The organism is Kothea flammea (genome assembly GCF_052161645.1).
Taxonomy (GTDB): Bacteria; Planctomycetota; Planctomycetia; order Pirellulales; family Pirellulaceae; genus Laterigemmans.
Genome location: NZ_CP197414.1, coordinates 2,961,632 through 2,979,059, shown reverse-complemented (window position 1 = coordinate 2,979,059; position 17,428 = coordinate 2,961,632). Strand labels below are relative to the sequence as shown.

General features: G+C 53.3%; 14 protein-coding genes and 1 pseudogene. 6 read left to right on the top strand and 9 right to left on the bottom strand.

Features of this window, described 5'->3' with window-relative positions; all coding sequences use genetic code 11:
- Positions 1–229: 229 nt before the first annotated feature.
- Together pnuC and SH139x_RS11450 are read left to right on the top strand one after the other, a co-directional pair.
- Positions 230–814: a nicotinamide riboside transporter PnuC gene (gene pnuC / locus SH139x_RS11455; protein WP_488355346.1), complete on the top strand. Its 585-nt coding sequence runs from the start codon at positions 230–232 to the stop codon at positions 812–814.
- Positions 811–1,791 (top strand): AAA family ATPase, encoded by a 981-nt coding sequence (locus SH139x_RS11450; protein ID WP_488355345.1) that lies wholly within the window; start codon positions 811–813, stop codon positions 1,789–1,791. Before pnuC ends, SH139x_RS11450 begins: the two co-directional genes overlap by 4 nt.
- Before the next feature lie 24 nt (positions 1,792–1,815).
- Here the strand turns inward: SH139x_RS11450 and SH139x_RS11445 are convergent, their stop codons facing one another.
- The 3 genes from SH139x_RS11445 to SH139x_RS11435 all read right to left on the bottom strand — a co-directional run bounded on the left by SH139x_RS11445 (position 1,816) and on the right by SH139x_RS11435 (position 4,252).
- Positions 1,816–2,931, bottom strand: a complete 1,116-nt coding sequence (locus tag SH139x_RS11445) for an AAA family ATPase (RefSeq protein WP_488355344.1) — start codon at positions 2,929–2,931, stop codon at positions 1,816–1,818.
- Positions 2,932–2,933: 2 nt separating this feature from the next.
- Positions 2,934–3,671: an RNA ligase family protein gene (locus SH139x_RS11440; RefSeq protein WP_488355343.1), complete on the bottom strand. Its 738-nt coding sequence runs from the start codon at positions 3,669–3,671 to the stop codon at positions 2,934–2,936.
- 179 nt (positions 3,672–3,850) lie between these two features.
- Entirely contained in the window at positions 3,851–4,252 is a 402-nt protein-coding gene (locus tag SH139x_RS11435; RefSeq protein WP_488355342.1) for a hypothetical protein, read from the bottom strand.
- A 441-nt stretch (positions 4,253–4,693) separates the two neighbouring features.
- Here SH139x_RS11435 and SH139x_RS11430 point away from each other — a divergent pair, with 441 nt between their 5' ends.
- Together SH139x_RS11430 and SH139x_RS11425 are read left to right on the top strand one after the other, a co-directional pair.
- Positions 4,694–6,625, top strand: a complete 1,932-nt coding sequence (locus tag SH139x_RS11430; protein WP_488355341.1) for an alpha-galactosidase — start codon at positions 4,694–4,696, stop codon at positions 6,623–6,625.
- Positions 6,626–7,166: 541 nt separating this feature from the next.
- Entirely contained in the window at positions 7,167–7,634 is a 468-nt protein-coding gene (locus SH139x_RS11425) for a hypothetical protein (RefSeq protein WP_488355340.1), read from the top strand.
- A gap of 25 nt (positions 7,635–7,659) precedes the next feature.
- On the opposite strand, the gene SH139x_RS11420 is transcribed toward SH139x_RS11425, so the two are convergent.
- The gene (locus SH139x_RS11420; RefSeq protein WP_488355339.1) at positions 7,660–8,031 is read right to left on the bottom strand and encodes a hypothetical protein; all 372 of its coding nucleotides are present in this window, start codon (positions 8,029–8,031) and stop codon (positions 7,660–7,662) included.
- The gene (locus SH139x_RS11415; RefSeq protein WP_488355338.1) at positions 7,995–8,351 is read right to left on the bottom strand and encodes a hypothetical protein; all 357 of its coding nucleotides are present in this window, start codon (positions 8,349–8,351) and stop codon (positions 7,995–7,997) included. The genes SH139x_RS11420 and SH139x_RS11415 overlap by 37 nt, the downstream gene beginning before the upstream one ends.
- 313 nt (positions 8,352–8,664) lie before the next feature.
- Between SH139x_RS11415 and SH139x_RS11410 the strand changes: the two genes are divergently transcribed.
- Both SH139x_RS11410 and SH139x_RS11405 read left to right on the top strand, forming a co-directional pair.
- Entirely contained in the window at positions 8,665–10,272 is a 1,608-nt protein-coding gene (locus SH139x_RS11410; RefSeq protein ID WP_488355337.1) for an OprO/OprP family phosphate-selective porin, read from the top strand.
- Between the two features lie 425 nt (positions 10,273–10,697).
- Positions 10,698–10,970: pseudogene (locus tag SH139x_RS11405) on the top strand (integrase core domain-containing protein); the annotation flags it as partial.
- Between the two features lie 103 nt (positions 10,971–11,073).
- Here the strand turns inward: SH139x_RS11405 and SH139x_RS11400 are convergent.
- The 4 genes from SH139x_RS11400 to SH139x_RS11385 form a co-directional block, all read right to left on the bottom strand.
- Positions 11,074–11,637, bottom strand: coding sequence for a fasciclin domain-containing protein (locus SH139x_RS11400; RefSeq protein ID WP_488355336.1), 564 nt, complete (start codon positions 11,635–11,637; stop codon positions 11,074–11,076).
- Between the two features lie 788 nt (positions 11,638–12,425).
- Positions 12,426–13,634: a hypothetical protein gene (locus tag SH139x_RS11395; protein ID WP_488355335.1), complete on the bottom strand. Its 1,209-nt coding sequence runs from the start codon at positions 13,632–13,634 to the stop codon at positions 12,426–12,428.
- Positions 13,635–13,656: 22 nt separating this feature from the next.
- Positions 13,657–14,928: a DUF1501 domain-containing protein gene (locus SH139x_RS11390; protein WP_488355334.1), complete on the bottom strand. Its 1,272-nt coding sequence runs from the start codon at positions 14,926–14,928 to the stop codon at positions 13,657–13,659.
- Between the two features lie 30 nt (positions 14,929–14,958).
- The gene (locus SH139x_RS11385) at positions 14,959–17,418 is read right to left on the bottom strand and encodes a DUF1549 and DUF1553 domain-containing protein (protein ID WP_488355333.1); all 2,460 of its coding nucleotides are present in this window, start codon (positions 17,416–17,418) and stop codon (positions 14,959–14,961) included.
- Between the last annotated feature and the right edge of the window lie 10 nt (positions 17,419–17,428).

Genomic DNA, 17,428 nt, shown 5'->3' with positions numbered 1-17,428 from the left:
CAAGGCAGCACGTTATCCGGAAACGCAAAATCGAGTAAACTGATCACGCCGTTAGACCGAGAATACGGTACCGCGGAACAGCAACCGACTGAGGCCTCGTGAATCTTGAGGCATTAGACCATCAGCAGTGTTAGATCGAGTGAGATAACGCATTCACCCGCGAATCGCGATGAAGAAGCCCGCTCTCCCAGCGTGGCTAGAAAAATTGCTAGAACAGTCGAGGAATGTCATGATGAGTTGGATCGAGCTGACCGCGACCGTGTTTGGATTTTTGTGCGTCTTGTTCACGATTCGTCGCAGCATGTGGTGCTGGCCGACGGGGCTGATTCAAGTCTTGCTTTTCATTGTCGTGTTTTACGACGCAAAGCTATATTCAGATCTTCTGTTACACGTAATTTACGTGTTTCTTCAATTATATGGCTGGCATTGCTGGACCCGTAAAGCCGCCAACGATGATTCACTCATTGTGCTGTCACTACCACGACGAGTGCTTGGAGGGTGGGTGGTGATTACGATCGCTGGAACAACCGCACTTGGCTGGGCGATGGCACATTGGACGGACGCATCGCTTCCGTATCCTGACGCGTTCACGACAACGGCTAGCCTCGTTGCCCAGGTTTTACTTGCCCGACGCTACGTTCAAAACTGGCTTTTTTGGGTCTGTGTTGATGTTGTCGCCATCTGGGTTTACTTCACGAAAGAACTCAATGCAACCGCTGTCTTATACCTCGCGTTTTTGATCATGGCGAGCATCGGCCTCGTCATTTGGCATAAACGACTGCTAAATCAACCACCAATCGGAAAGCTGGTATGACGACGGGTTTGACACTGGGAAAATTCGCGCCGCTGCATCGGGGGCATCAATTGCTTATCGAGCGGGCAATCGCCGAAAATGAACTAGTTATTGTCGTGATTTACGATGCGCCAGAAGTCACTCCCATTGCTTTGGAAAAACGTGCCGGCTGGATCACGGAACTATACCCCAACGTCGAAGTGATTTTAGCAAAAGACGGCCCAACAGAAGTGGGCGCGGCTCCGGAGATCACTCAACGGCATGATGCCTACCTGCAACGAATACTTAAAGGACGAGCCATTACGCACTTCTATAGCAGCGAATTTTACGGGGAACATGTCGCTCGCGCGCTAGGGGCAATCGATTGCCGCGTCGACGAAGCCCGCAGCCGCGTCCCCATTTCCGCGACAAAGATTCGCTCGGCTCCCTTTCGCTACCGCAAATATCTGGCCCCAATCGTCTATCGTGACCTCATCACTAAAGTCGTATTTCTTGGCGCGCCATCAACAGGCAAGACTACCCTCGCGAGGCATCTCGCTGAACGGTTCGCGACACAATGGGTGCCCGAGTATGGTCGCGAGTATTGGGAGGCAAATCAAGTCAACCGTCGTCTCACACTTTCTCAACTGGCCGAAATTGCGGTAGGGCATCGCCAGCGAGAAGAACAGATTTTGCCAGAGGCAGATCGATATTTATTCGTTGACACAGATGCCACGACAACGTTTCAATTCTCGCTTGACTACCACGGTGAAGTGCATCCCACCGTTGCTAAACTGGCTGCGGAGTGTCAAGAGCGGTACCAAATTTACTTTTTGTGTAATACCGATATCCCCTACGACAACACATGGGATCGCAGCGGCGAGGTGCATCGGGATATCTTTCAACAACGAATCAAAGCGGATTTAAACTCTCGAGGAATTCAGTTCACAATACTATCAGGCGACTTACAGACACGAATTGATCGCGTGTGCCAAGTGCTGCAGCAATTGGAAATATGACCAGGCCAGTACTGCACCCGCCAGTCAGCCTCTATCGATCAGTAATACCTGATGAGCCTCCAGCCAGCTGGGCGGTTCAACTTTGGCAGCAAGTTTGAGAATAACGCTTTCGGGAACAGTCTCTCTCCGCTCGCGATTCTGTTTGAGAATACACTTCATCAACGGCTCGACGTAAACTAGCTCAACCCAGGCGTTATAATCAGCGAACAATGACAGCCAACGGCCGCGAGTCTGGCGCAACAAATTCGTTGCGTTGAAAGCGAACGACTCGCCCACTCGGAGCTTTTCGCGACAACGTTCGCTGGCGAGTTGAATCACCCGTCCTTGATCGTCAGTCGGGTCTACCCCCAGCTCTGTTCGGATGTCGTCCAATGAAATGACGGGCAGTTCGCCACGATGTTTGACAAGCCACGTGTCTTTACCGCTGCCGGGCAAGCCACTCATCATCGTCACGCGAGCTGAAAAATCTTCGTGCGGAACATAATGCAAATTGGGTTCGTCGCTGCGAAAGTAGATCAGCCGCGCATGGTCAGTCGCAAATGGGAACACCACGTCAAAGCAGCCGAGCTCTTGCGAAAGCAATTTCCAGTAATGCAAATTATCCTCGGGACGCTGCATTGAATCAGTGTCGCGTCCCCGCGTGTCGGCAATAGCGAACAAGTACAGCAAGTGATTATCAGTCAACCAAGAAAGTCGGACGACTTCGCGTTCCGGATGCTCTCGCTCCAGCAGGAACGCCGGCCGTCCGTGATAACGTACCAGCGAACAGATTCGCTCGCGAGTCCTGAGGTCACATCCCAAGTCACGCAGCAAAGAACGCGCAAGATGTTCACCCTTGACCGCATGATTCGGTGAGCGGATGTGTCCCGATTCGGGATCAACGAGCGAAGTCAGCGGCTTAGCGGAATCGTGCAGCAAACCAGTAAATAGCAAGGCGAGCCTGCAATCGCCCGACAGCTCCTCCCAGCCTTCGACTTCCGGCAGTTGCTTGCAAACCATTTTGGTATGCGTCCAGACGTCACCTTCGGCGTGCCACTGAGAGTCCTGGGCGCAAGCCGCCATCGCCTTCGCCCAAGCCTGCGTTTCAGCCCAAGCGACGATCTCGCCGTGTTCAGCTCTTCGAATACGCTCCCAATCCATCTTCATTTCCAAATGTCGACGCCGTCGGCCAATTCATTAGGAACCATCACCTGTTGTTGCCAATGCGTGCTCTGCTTAATCTTTTCAACAAATTCGGGGCGAACGAACTTGGCCCGCCCGGTGACGCCACTCTCATCTTCAGTGCGGAAGTAAAGACCTTCCATCAAGTTGTCCTTCTGGCCAGACACTGGATGCTCGAACACGCTGCCAAACGCGGACGGACCAATCAGGTCTGGCACCCCCGCCCGCTCCAGCGAACCGTGATGCACGATCGGCACCGTTTCGATACCCGATTCCGTCAGCAATTCCAATCGCTTCTCCAGCGTTAGGAAGGCAGCGGTTGATTTGTCGAAAATATCAAACTCGAAGAAAAAGTGCGGCAGCTCTCCGTAGAAAATTGAGTGTTTGGCATAAAGCCACTCGCCGTACATGATAAATCGTTCGCCGAGCCGTTCTTCCAGCACGCCCCGCTTGACCATTGCCCACTGTTTAAACAAATCATATTGGGGATGCATGCCGTTGGTAATTTGGTGCCCGCGACATTGCAGCAACAATTCCCCGCCGGAAAAATGAATCCCGACGTTAGTGCCATCGATTTTCTCTTCCGCGATCAATGAATCATCGGCTAAGAACCGCAACGAATCCCGTTCTCCGAGATGTTTATCATCCGATGTGCCCCGCGAGCCAAACAGGTGAGGTGTCCGCGGGTATTTGACAAAGTTACCCTGCGAAGCACCCATGATTATTCTCCTGTTACGTTGTTAACCGTGAATGCTTCCTAGACCGTGCCCCATGACACATGGTTCGCGGTTTAGCGAAAGCAGCTTCGACAAACATTGCCCTACGATGTTTTCAAAACCAGGTTGACATGACAAACCGAGCCCGAAGACAGGCACTTTCACCGATGGAATCACTTGAGCTAGACCAGCAGCTCCGCAGTCGGAAGCCCCCGGCGGAGGGTTTCTAATCCGTGGGTGGTGATCTGCGTGTCTGCCACATCAATATAACTTAATTCCATACCGACGAGGGTCGAAATCGATGCATCTGTAACCTGCGTCCCGCACAGATTGAGTCGAGTGATGCGAGGAAGTTTTGAAATTAGTTCGATTGCGCGATCCGAAACGCCGGTCTTCCAGAAGCTGATTCCCTCAAGATTCACCAGCGGCAACAGCGGTTCAATATCGCCGTCAGTTATCTCCACTTGGCTGAAGTTGATGTCCAGAATGTCCTCATTCGGAATATCCCGACGACTGCGAAAAGGTTCCCCACGAAAGGTGAAACGAACTCCGCGGCTGGTCAAGGCAATTAAAGCGGCATCCATCGATCGTCTCTCGATCCAAAACGATTGGCAACGGTAACTCAAACAGTATCAAAATAAGCAAGCTTGTTCAGTGATTATCGGGAAATGAACCACCACTGCAAAGCACTTCGACATAAGTCTTTCGATTATATCAGCCGTTGAGCGCTAGCTCACAGTACCGAGCAACCGGACGCTTGCGCGTTCCGGCTGATTGCGTTTGGTTGAATGCCTGATGCGGAGGTGTTTAGCTGCGGGACTTAGGAACGATCGGAGAATAAGTGTCGTTTTTCGCGTGGCGAAAACAGCGCGCGGACTTTCGCGGAGCAAAAGGCGACTTTCACCGCAGATGGCGGGCGGCAGGCCCGTCGGATAAGATTTACCATTCACGTGGACTAATCAAATCGCTTGGGCGAACGCATTTCCGCGCGGTTGCCGCTCACCATGAATCGAGGAGGCTGTGCGATGCTGCGAAGCATGATCGTGTACCTTGGGGCTGCTCTAGTGTGGGGGACGTTTGCAACTCTCAGTTTGGCCGACGAGGTTCCGGCGCGTTTAATTATTAGCGACCAGTTTCGCCTCGACCATGATACGACCTGGGTGCCTTGTGCGTCGCCGCAACCAGGCTGGGAAGCGACGCGTCACGACTATCAGGAATACGAGGCTGTGGAATGGCAAATCAATCTGAGGGATGCGGGCAGCGATGGTGCAACACTTTACATCGACGTTGACTCGGCAAACTTCATTGCTCAATTCCCCGCCGCCCACGAAGTGAATCTTCATTGGAGCGAAGGTAGCCACAGCAACCCCAGTGATTTCCGACCTTACATGGAAACGCTTGAGCTGAATCAGCCACGCGTGCTGGAGTCTTACGGCGGTCGCTCGTCCGATGGCGCAATGCCATACTTCAACTTGGCTACCCAAGGAGGCGGGCTCGTAGTCGCGGTGGGCTGGGCTGGTGACTGGAAAACAAGTTTTACGGTAACGGAGAATGGCGAAGTTCATATCAAGGCCGGCTTGAAGCGGTCACGATTTCGCTTGCAGCCTGCCGAGCTGCTCAAGCTGCCCGCCGTGCTGGTAATGGCCTATCAAGGTGATTGGCTGCAAGGACAGAACCAATTTCGACAACTAATGAAGCACCACTTTACGCCGAACAACCACCAACCGATGGACTTGATGCCCGTCGCGGCAAGCGTGCACGGTATGATTGCTTTCAATGATACAACCGCGGCCAACTTAACCTCACTCGCTGCTGACATAGCAGAGTTGGACCTACCGATCGATACGTTCTGGCTTGACGCAGGTTGGAATGCGGGAGGCTTTCCTTCAATGCAGGGCAATCCTGACCCCGATCCCGATCGTTTCCCCCACGGCTTGACTCCCGTGAGCCAAGCCGTTGATGCAATGGACCTGCGTTTCTTGGTGTGGTTTGAACCGGAAAGAGTCATGCGTGGATCGTGGTTGGAACGCGAACATGCCGCTTGGCTACTTTGGCCGAGCGATACACCAGCATCGCTGCGATACATGGAACAGGATGGGTTTGCCTTGCTGGATCTCGGCAATCCCGACGCCAGAGCCTGGGCAGTTGAATCCACTTCCAGGTATATCACTGACGCAAACATCAGCATCTATCGCTTAGATTGCAACCTGTACCCCGCCTACTTCTGGCACACGCAAGAGGCAGCAGATGAAGTCGGGTTGCGGGAAATTCGTTACATCAATGGGCTCTACGCATTTCTTGACGAACTTGCCAGCCGTCACCCCCAGTTAATCATCGATAATTGCGCCAGCGGTGGCCGACGGCTCGATTTTGAAACGTTAAGGCGTTCTGTCGTGCTGTGGCGCAGCGACAGCACCTGGGGAGCATCCACATTTCCTCGCAACATACAAGCGATGACAATGGGGCTCTCGCATTGGCTACCACTACATGGCCTGGGCTCAAATGCGACAGACGAGATTGCCTTGCGAAGTGGAATGGGTGCTTGCGCGAGTTTTGCGATTGATTTTCGCAATCAGGATAGCGTTTCCGCACTACGCCGCCACCTTGAACGATATCTTACCGTGCGACCTTTGTTTGCAGCAGATTTCTACCCTTTGACCCCATGGAGTGATGACGCTGCTGCCTGGCTAGCGTTTCAATTCCATGATCCTCAGCGTGGTGAAGGGGTGGTGCAAGCTTTTCGTGCCAGCACGGACGACGCACGGCCGATTAAGCTTCGCCTGAGAGGTCTGCAGCCCGATCAACGCTTCGAGTGTTTTGACTGGGACCAACCAGGGACGGTGACGATCCGCAGCGGTGCGGAACTTATCACCACCGGGATCGAATTGGGCTCGCTGGAACCGACCGCACAGGCAACTGTCTTGCACTACCGCGCGACGCCAACAACATCCCCATGATCTAGCTACTTCATGACACAACTGGGTGACGCCATCCAAGCCACTGAACCTGAATAGGAATGATGAGATAGCAAGCTAAACTGAAACCAGTCTAGACCTACAAGTTAGCTCCGCTAAACCGCCTGTTAAAAGCGGTGCCTTCCCTTCATTCACACAGCACCGCTGCACGTGGACAACCGTGTCGCGGTTTTCCCTCAAATTGCGGCGGTCTCCGGTTGGTAAAAGCGGGGCCCTTAATCAAATGCGAGCAATGCTTGGCCGTCGAATTCGTCCAATCAATGAACACCACTCAGGCCAGCAAAAGAAGGCAGTGAGAGATATCAATCACCCATTGACTGAAATCTGTCATTTTCTGAAAGAAATCCGTCATTAATTACAGGACACTGGCGTGGATTTGAAAGCAGTAATCCATGCCGGCCCCTCGATTAATGCCAGTTATCCGAGGTTGCAACAGTCCAGTTGCCTCCCCGTAGACTTGGTTTTCTTGTGCGCCCGCATATCTCCGCTCGTCAGAAAAACATCCCCCCCGGGGAAGGTGTTGGTGGCATGCACTACGCCATGGAAGAAAAGTCTGGACACCGAATCGATTCGCAAACCTCCGCGCCGGCGTGGAGGTCTGGCTCAGGCCGAACCCGTATCGAGTTTGGACCTCTTCGGGTATAGTTTAGAATTAACTTTTATCACTCACGCGGGCGAAGAAATTATGGCAAAAGTCGATCAAGGTGCCCCACAGAAAAGCGAATTCGAGGAGAAATCAGACCACGCTCTGAAGATCAAGACGCAGATTCTTGAGCAAACTGGCCGCCCCCCACGTTTGGACCACATCGAGGTTTGTCAGCACCACAACGGCAACTATCGGGTCAATGTCTGGGAGCAAAGGGAACCTTTGGAGGATTGCGCCCTTTCGGCCGCGATTCACATTGGGGCTTCTTACTACCTGAAAGTGTCAGATTCGGGGGAAATCGTGCACAGCAACCCGCCGCTGACCAAACGCCGTTTTGCCGTTTAAGCCAAAACGCAGAGCAAGCTGCGTGTTAAATTTCTTCTTGCGACGCCTTGTCCTGGTTATACCTTTGCAGCTTGTTTGCGACTTTGCGAGCGTTCCGCTCAACAGACTGAGGTGATTGAGTTGGCAAAACTGGTAATTCCTCAATCGCGACCCCGATCCTGGCCAACGTGAATCGCCACTCGTTGGCATCTCCGGCGTCATTCATGATTGGCAGCGCGCGATCGGGTCCCAAATCCGCTAACGTCTCAATCAGCGGCGATGCTTGCTGATAGAGCTCACGAGATTTCCAAATCGCAAGAAAGTTTGTATCGGGATTGGCGAATGACCCCGCTAGCATGCGATAGCGAAGCTCCTCGGGAATCAAATACTCCAGCGGAACGACCTCATCGGGTGGCATCGCCAGTCCGAGAACAGTCTTTGCGTCCAGCAAATATTCCAAGGCCGCGCCAAGATGCAAACAAGGCGAGTCGCAGCGGTGTTGTCTTCCACTCGAAGTCGCAACAGGTCTCCACCCAAAAATACATCCCGATCCGATTGGAGTTCAAATGCTCGACCTCCCAGCTGAATCAGCTTGCCCCCTTCTTCCCCCAGCAAGCGGCAGGCTTGGACGTAGGTCAAAATCCCTAAACGTTGATGGAAACGATTGACCTTTGTTTTGGGCACACTCGCTTCGCCTGTCGCGTTGTTCGCACGCGCCTTTACCGTCCGAGCAGTCATCGCCGACCTCCAATGCATTCCTTGCGAATGGGAAAAATGCTGCATCATTAGAGCATTTGGGGCGTACGCTCACGATCCAGCGAGCCAACGCTGCCGCGATCTGCAACGGGCTGGGGAACTTTCGAAATTATTCAAGGTTTCCAATTATTCCAATAAAGACGGTTATGCCGTCGATCCGATGGAGACCATACGTGAGGGTACACATGCGCGCTCTCTTTCCCAACTTACGAATCAAGTCGATTTGGCGGAAGTGAAGCCAGCAATTGGCTGACCGGAGAACTGCAGGTCGGATAGACGATACGCCGAGGTTCTCATGCAAACTTCCCTAATCGAGCGATGTTCATCTCGAGCCTTGGCTCCTTGCGGCCTGGCACCGCGACCTTGGGCCTCTTATCTCCTGGCTTATGTCACGCTCGTTTGCGGCGCGTGCAATCTACGGGCTCAAGAGATTCCGACGCCTGCGTATCCCCAAGTGGTGACAAAATCTGTCTCGCCAACGGAAAACACCACGCATCCTGACCAGTTGCCATTTCGGGTGATTTACACCTCGCCGATCGTGGACGATTCAGGCAGGGAGCGTGACGGCAGCGACCAACACCTTGGCAAACGTGTCGAAGCACTCGAAAAAGCGCTCGAGGAAGTAAACCGGGAAAAGGAAGAACGAGCCAAACAGGAAGCCGAGGCCAAAGCAAAAGCCACCAAAGAAAAGGCGGAGACAGAGCGGCAAAAGTCGGACTTGACCGACGTCTCCCATCAAAAGTGGACGACAAAAATTGGTGGCCAGGTGATGTTCGATTACTTCAACTGGGCCGACGCGTCACCAGCAATCAGACGCAACGCTCAAGATGTTGCCAACTGGCGGCGAATTCGGCTGAACGTTGACGGCAATGGCTATGGCGTCTACGACTTTCGGGTCCAACTCGATTTCGAACCCGACAACGATAATTCCAACGGCGTGTCGGAGCCGTATGTCGCAATGAAAGACGTCTACCTTAGCATCAACGAGTTGCCTTTAAACGGGCGTTTGCGTTTTGGTAACTTCTTTGTGCCATTCAGTCTTGACCAGGTAACGCCGCTGCCAAACACGACTTTCATGGAAAGAGCGATTCCCACCTCCGATATCTTCTCGCCATCGCGCGAGGTGGGCATGGCTTCCTACCACATCTCAGATGACCTCAACAAGACACTTGCACTGGGAGTCTTTTTCGACGACATTCCCGAATCGACTAAGGAAGTCATCGATGACAACCAGGGGCTGCGGTTGAGTGCTCGTGCTACGTGGCTTCCGTATTACGACGAGCCATCCAATGGACGCTACCTGATACACTCGGGGTTAGGGTTCGTACACACCGATCCTCGCGATGACTTGATACGCTTTCGAGCAAGGGGGGGTGAATATCGGGAGACGCAACGACTCATCGACTCGGGTAACATTGCCGCCAACTCCTATTCGGTGGCAAATCTTGAGTTGGCCACCGTTACCGGTCCGCTTTCGTTTCAAAGTGAGTTGTACGCAACCGCTGTCGATCGCATTAGTGCCACCGATGTGATGCTTTACGGCGCATATGTTCAAGCCAGCTATTTTTTAACCGGTGAGAATCGGAGATATAATCGCGATGGACGTCATCTGGCCCACTTCGGCCGGGTAAGGCCCTTGACGAACTTCTTTCTTGTCCCCGGAGGTGCTGGCTGGGGTGCATGGGAAGCTAAGGCCCGCTGGTCCTATCTGGACTTCGGCGCGCTAAACCGGGGCCGATACAACGAGATGACTGTGGGCATGAATTGGCACTGGACCGAGCATGCTCAAGTGATGCTCGAATGGACTCAGCCGTGGACCAGCGCGGAGGCCACTGTGGGCAATACCGCCATCGGTGCAACCGAAGCGGATTTACTCGCGTTCCGCGTCCAATTCACCTTCTAACACGGTGGAGCCTGTTAGCTCGTTTCCCATAGTCTTATCTCCAATGATTTGGCCACTGGAGTTCCCGCGTAATATGCGCGCGGGTTCATTCAAAAAACGCGGATAATCCTTGGTCGTTCATCGCTATTCAGCGAGCACTGAGCCAAGCGTTTCGATACGAGGAACGGCAGTGAGTCAAGTTACTCTTTAGGAAAAACTCGCTGATCAACGGGTTCCAGGCAACTAGTTGGTTATTGATAAAGCCCGCGAAGACGACTTGTCTTGCCTCAAGAGCAGCGATTCCCGGTGAGCACCTGAGGCTCCGTTTTTCTCGTGTTTGAGCGACTTTAATTTGCTAGCCTATCGCGACGAGCGGCTTTGGCTCTGCGGAGCATAAGTTGCCCAACCATGAGGTCACGGATGAGAAACCAAGCAGATCTACCTAAACCAAAGCTAGAAGCCCTCGAACCAACGGAATCTGCGAACGGTTTCACAAGACGACGCTTCAGGAGTTTCACCAGATCGCGTTTCGCAAAACGCTCTATGAATCCATCGCGCAGCTCCAAGCGGATGTCGATGTATGGATGAGGAGCTACAACGAAGAAAGACCACACAACAGAAGATTCTGTTTCGGGAAGACTCCGAGAACGACATTCGATGACTCGAAGAGACTGGCCGAACAGAAAATGCTCGACCAGCCCTTACAGCCCAGTGCGTAATCTGGGTAACATATGCCAGATCAAGTTCTGGCTACTACATATCAGTAGTCTAAAGTTCCCATCCAAAATTCAGTACTTAAGCCCACTTCGGGCAACCCCGGTTTCACTCGCTGGGTGGCATAATTACTGCATCGATCGCGTGCACTACGCCGTTACTGCACTCGATGTCTGCTGCAACGACCTTGGCACCGTTGATCATGACGGTTTCACCTTCAACGGTCACTGCTACATCTTTGCCCTGAACCGTTGTAGCCGAGTCAAGTTTGACGACGTCCGCGGCCATCACCTTTCCAGGCACGACGTGGTAGGTCAAAATCGCAACGAGTTTGTCTTTGTTTTCTGGCTTGAGGAGGTCAGCAACTGTACCTTCAGGCAGATCTTCGAAGGCGGCGTCGGTTGGTGCAAACACTGTAAACGGTCCATCGCCCTTGAGCGTCTCAACTAGGCCAGCGGCTTTGACAGCAGCCACAAGTGTCCCAAAATCGCCAGCTCCTGCCGCTGTATCAACGATATCGGCCATTTCGTCAGGCGAATCGATGCTCGTGACTTCAGTGTCACTTGTCCCTGAAGTCGTCACATCGCCTGTCGTTTCTGTTTCACCTGAACAGCCAACGACAAAAACAGAGGCTAGAAGCACATGCGCGGTTAGACCAAAAAAATTCTTCATTTCAAACTTCCTAAAGCAAACGTTTAAACGTAGACAACTACGCATTTTCGCAGCAAGCCAACGATGCCCGAACTGCAACGTGAGCATTGTAGCGCAGTGTCCAGTCGAAGTATCACGCTGCGGAACATTCTTTCGATTTGGGTTCCGGAATTGCAGCAATCGCTGGTATCCCTCGCGTTTCGTACCCAAAAGAGTTGAAAACGCGGTAGCGCTTTGCTGAATGACGCCTACCGACCCTTCATCGAGACGCAAGACGCCACGCGGCGTAGCTGGGTAAGTGAAGTGAAAAAGACGCGCGGTTTCGGATACGTTGGCCCTTCAACGGACGAGCGGATTTTATTCGCCAGATGAAGTGCGGCTTGCGATCGTCGACCTTCACGAACGAGAGTTACCGCTGACATTCGGCCCCCATCGTGACGATAATCCACGCCGATCGAGGAACAGGTTGTCACAGCCGGCTTTGTTCCGCCGGTCATCCATGTTCACTCGGCGAATGTGTCGGCTCGAACAAAGATGGAACTGGGGATCCGTTCGATCGAGCGACTGGCCAAGCGCTAAGCCGGTCAAACTCGGCGCACCTTTGTCATAGGATCGGAATCCCAAAAGCAATGATTTATTCTGCGTGCAGGACTTCCAAAATGATTGCCGAAACGGTCGGGAATCGATCAGTGAGACTCAAATATCGAGTAAAGAATTATTCAATGAATTCGACCGCCTATGTTAGCCCTGGGAAGGAAACTCGCCCGGTAAAACCAACCATTTCAGCAAGTCAGTTGCTGTTGAAAACGCTACTCTGAAGATTCCTCATTCGCCGTTTTCGTTTGGAAGGGCTGATGCCAGTCACTCCATAGAGACCATTGGCCATTGCTACTTCGTTGCCGCACTCGAATGAGATAGGAGGTGTCGTTAGCGAGTGACGATGATTGTGATAAACGGCCAAGAAATTCACCATTTTCCAAGTTGATGGTGACTTGGTTTGAATCAGCCTGCATCAAGGATCTCCAGACCGGATTCCCAACCGCGGCCCCCATTGAATCTCTCTCCGCAATCTCGGCCTGCCATGAATGCTGGTACCCGGGGCCGATGTAGCTTGTTTTCAAAATCGTGGGATTGGTGGAGCAGACCACCGGACCGATGGGCTTGGTAGAAATCACAAAATTGTCAATCCACCGGGCCTGATCAACGGGCGAACCTTCATTCCAATAGGCTTCAAGGAAGATCGCATTGATACCTCGCTCGTCGAACGTCCCTCTCCAATCGAGGTTGCGCCGCTCCGCCTCAAGCCTTCCGTCGATCCAGAGTTGGTTCACGCCATCATTTTTGCCGGGTGTATTCAGCTTGGCTCGCGCTTCGACGCAAACCCACCAGCCGAGTCCATCGTCGCCATGAAGCTTGAATTGCGATGTCGGCTTGTTCCCCAGCCATTTCAGGTTGGGAAAGTCGTTGTAGCCAGTCGTGACCACGCTGCCATTTTTGACACCACTGGCCGGATCCAACGTCAATGCTTCGCCACTGCTCCACACATGCGCAATCATCGCCTGTCGCCAACCCGGTGGAACAAGACTCGTCGCTCGTGACAGTTTGGCCGGGCCACCACCTTTCCAGTCGGCAGGATGCTTGACATAGATCCGCCAGTAGATGTCGTCGAACGATTCATCGCCTCGCAACGTTTGGCGGCGATTGGTCGGAGAATCTCCGAAGAAAACTTTTCTTCCGCCGATTCCCTGAGAGCCACGCGGGTAAGCCATCTCTAGCGATGTTCCGGTGTTCCCAAAACGAACCTCTTGTGACAGCTTGCCACTCTTCTCAGGATATTGCTCCTGACGCTGTGGAAGATCGAAATCGTCATACCAGATCACAGCCGGATCATCTTGGTGAGGCTGATTGTCGGCCATCACAACGCTGTCAATTCGCGGAACCTGCGGTGGTTGAGCAACTGCTCGCGCCGAGAAGCAAGTCAAACAAGCGAATCCAATCGCTGCGTAAATCTTTGTCATGGTGAACTCAACATCGTGCATTCTAAGTGAACAGTCCTGGAATCGTCGATCCATCGCGGATCAGCGTGATCGGCCGTCCGACGTTTGCGTTGTATTCTGTTTTGGGGTCGATCCCGATGTTTCGGAAGAACGAGGCGGCTAGGTCGTCCGGTGTAAAACCGTTGCCTTTGGGACCGGCCGCCTTGTCGTCGGTTTCACCAATGAACTGGCCTGTGCGAACATCGCCGCCGGCCATCAAAGAGCACATCGCCCTCGACCAGTGATCGCGTCCCGCGTTGTTATTCACTTTGGGCGTTCTGCCGAATTCGCCGGTGACCAAGATCGCTGTCGAATCGAGCCTGCCTTGTTCGCCGAAGCGATCGAGCATCGCCGAGAGCGCCTGGTCCAGGTTGGGTAGTAGCTGACGTCCTAATTGATTGAAGTTGTCCTGATGCGTATCCCAACCTTCCAAGAGAACGGTAACGAAACGAACTCCGGCTTCAATCAGGCGAGTCGTCAGCAATAGACTTTGCCCAAACTCATGACGACCAAATCGATCTACTTCGCGCTCGTTCTCGAGCGTCAAATCAAAAGCGGAGCGGGATTTTGATGAGCTAATGATCTGATAGGCCTGCTGTGAAAAGCGATCGAGACTGCGGACGGAATCGTCAAGGTTTTCAAAACCTGCAAACGCCGTATCAATATCATCGACCAGCTTTCGCCGCTTGCGATATCGATCCAAGGTCATCGTTCCATCGAGTGTGATTCCTCGAACTCGAAACGGCTGGCCGAATCGAGGTTTCTCGCCAGTGGAAAGCGGACCATACTCGGCACCCAAATACCCCGGCCCTTCGACGGGACGTTCGATGGAAACGAATGAAGGGAGATCGGCCGCAGCAGGAAACTCTTTGCTGACCACCGAGCCGTACATCGGGTAGTCAACAACCGGTGTTGGTAAGTTGCCCGTCATCAGGTATCGCGTTCCCAGGCCATGGTCGGCAAGGCTGTGCGAAATTCCTCGAATGACTGCGTAGCGATCGGCGCGGCGAGCGAGTTGGGGGAGATGTTCACAAATCTCGACTCCGGGGACCGATGTGCGAATCGGTTGAAATTGCCCGCGATATTCGACCGGAGCGCCGGGCTTCATATCGAACGTGTCTTGATGCGATGGTCCGCCGCCCAAAAATACCAACACGGCCGAACGGCCTTGATCGACTTGATCTTGAGCGTTGGCGAAGCGAAGGTAATCGCTGAGCGTCAAGCTCGTTCCGATCGCACCCACTTGCAAAAAATGGCGGCGTGTAACAAACATCATGAAGTCCTTGTGCGTTTGGTTTCGTGAGTGTTATTTGATCAACAGAAACTCTTTAGTATTCAATAACGCCCACAACAAATCTTGCATCCCACTGCTCGTCGAGTCCGCTTCGCTGAAATGGAGAAGACTTCGCTCTAGCTCGACCTGACTGGGCAAGCGGCAAAGTGATCGCAACCAAGCTTCTTCGATTAGTTTGGCAAGTGGCGGCAATGCATTATTAGATTCGGCGGCTGCGAGCTCTGCCAACCAGCCGCTGGTTTCGAGTCGTTGTTCGATGATCGGGTCGTTCTGCAGGAAGACCGATTGAAGTAAGGTGGGATGATCGTTCCGTTCACAGTCACAGTTCACGGCGCGCTCCGGCTTCCCGAAAATCTGCATCGCGTAGGTGCCAGCCAATCGCATCGACAGATGTCCGGAAGCCCGTCGCGTGAGGTCGGTACGCACCTCATCAGCTTGATCGCTGCCAGCGACAACTTGTTTCACACTGTCGTAAACCACCTCCGCAGGCATTCGTCTCGGAACGGCTCGGCTAAAGTTCTTGGTGTCGCTGTGAGCGCTGTCTATCGGTTTGCAACTTCGTTGATACGCCTGGCTAGAAGTGATCTCCCGGTGCAACCATTTCATGTCGTATCCGTTTTCAACAAAACTTGACGACAGCCAATCGAGTAACTGAGGATGCGAAGGCGGGTTGGCAGGGTTGAGATCATCGGGCGGGTCGACGATTCCTTTGTGAAAATACGATGCCCACACGCGATTGACGAATGCCTTTGCAAACCATGGATTATCGGGCTGGCTCATCCATGCCATGATCGGCTGCCGAGGATCTGCCGGGCCTTCTAGAGTGACATGGCCACTTCGTAAGAGGTTGACTTGCTCAACTCGGTCGCGCTGCTGGATATAGAGTTCTCGCCATGGATAGACCGTGCCACTGGCAAGTCTTCGCAACGCATCGTTGCCAATCGAGGATCCGGCATCACCACGGACGTTCAAGCCGACACGCTGCGCCAACTGGCGATAGCTCTCTAGATCGCTCGAACGGACACCGAATTTCACCGTTTCAAAAAACCGACTGAAGTCCCGGTAATCCTCCTGCGTCCACTGGGCGAACGGGTGCTTGTGGCATTGGGCACACTGGAGCCGAACACCCAAAAAGTTGTGAGCGAACGCTTCGGCGGCTCGCTCGGGTTCCTGCATGCTTCGGCGGGTCCAGTAATGGGGCATCGTCTGCCGATCGGCAAAGTCTGATTTCGAATCATTCTGGAAATAAGCAGATGTTTCGTTGGCGTAATCTTCATAAGATTGCTCGGGACGCCGGCCTTGTGCCAACACAATCTTGCTTACCAATTCGTCATAAGGAACATTCTCTTTCAGCCGAGCGAAGATCCACATGTACCACTGAACGGAAAGCTCCTGCCCCAGTTCCGCTTGTTGTTGCGGGTTACAGCCGGTGTAGTCGCAAAGCTTGTTCGTCCACCAAGCTGCATAGGCAGGACGACTCAACAGTTCATCGATTTTGCGAGACCGCTTGTCCTGGCGCGGATCGCTTAAAAACTCTCGAACTTCTTGGGGCGGAGGAAGCGTTCCGGTCAGATCGATGCTGACGCGACGAAGGAACTCCGTGTCACTGCATTGTGCTGAAGGTGTAATCTGCAGCTTGTTCAGCTTGGTCGCGATCAATCGATCGATGGGTAACATCTCCGAATCGATCGTGATCGGTTGATGTTTTGGGGACGACAGCGGACGAATCACCGGTACCGAAGCGATTCCGTTGTCGTAAAACGCGATGATGTGCGTATCGCCCGAGCCGGTGGAGCTCACGATTCCATCCTGCGAGACGGTCGCAACCGAATCGTCATTCGTACGAAAGCGGCAGAGCGGCGTAACGTCTTCTTGATCACCGTTTTTCCAAACCGCGATCACTTGCAAGCCCGTGGTGTCATTCTCGTTTTGGAACAGTATTTCGCTCGGGAGCAATTCAAGCCGCTCGAGTTCCTGCGACACAACCGGCTTCCTTGCACCCGCTTGGATCCAGCGACGTAGTAACTCGTATTCCCACGAGTCAGCGGTGAATCGCTCGCCCCCTTCATGATCGATCTCAAGCGTCGGTTTTTTCAGGATCAGACTATTCGTCGGATCACTACCATCAATACGCTGGCCTGCCGTGGAAGCGGCTTCACCGACCAGCCCCTTGTGGTCCATGGCGAAGTCGTAGCCGAACAGGGAGAGACGAAAGTCGCCGCGCCCCTGGAATGATCCATGGCAGTTACGACCATTGCATCCCAGTCGTCCCAGCAGTGGAACAACATGACGCTGAAAGTCGGGAACTTCGGATGTCTCGTTGGTTTGATACCGCTGATCAGCGGGCGGCCTAGTCTCGCCGCCCCAGCAACATGTCCCACCCAATGGGAAAGAGCCGAGTGCGATAACGAACCATGCGAAGAGCTGAAAACGCCAGCAGAACGTTCGCGATCGGGCGACGGATCGAAGCATGCACACTCTC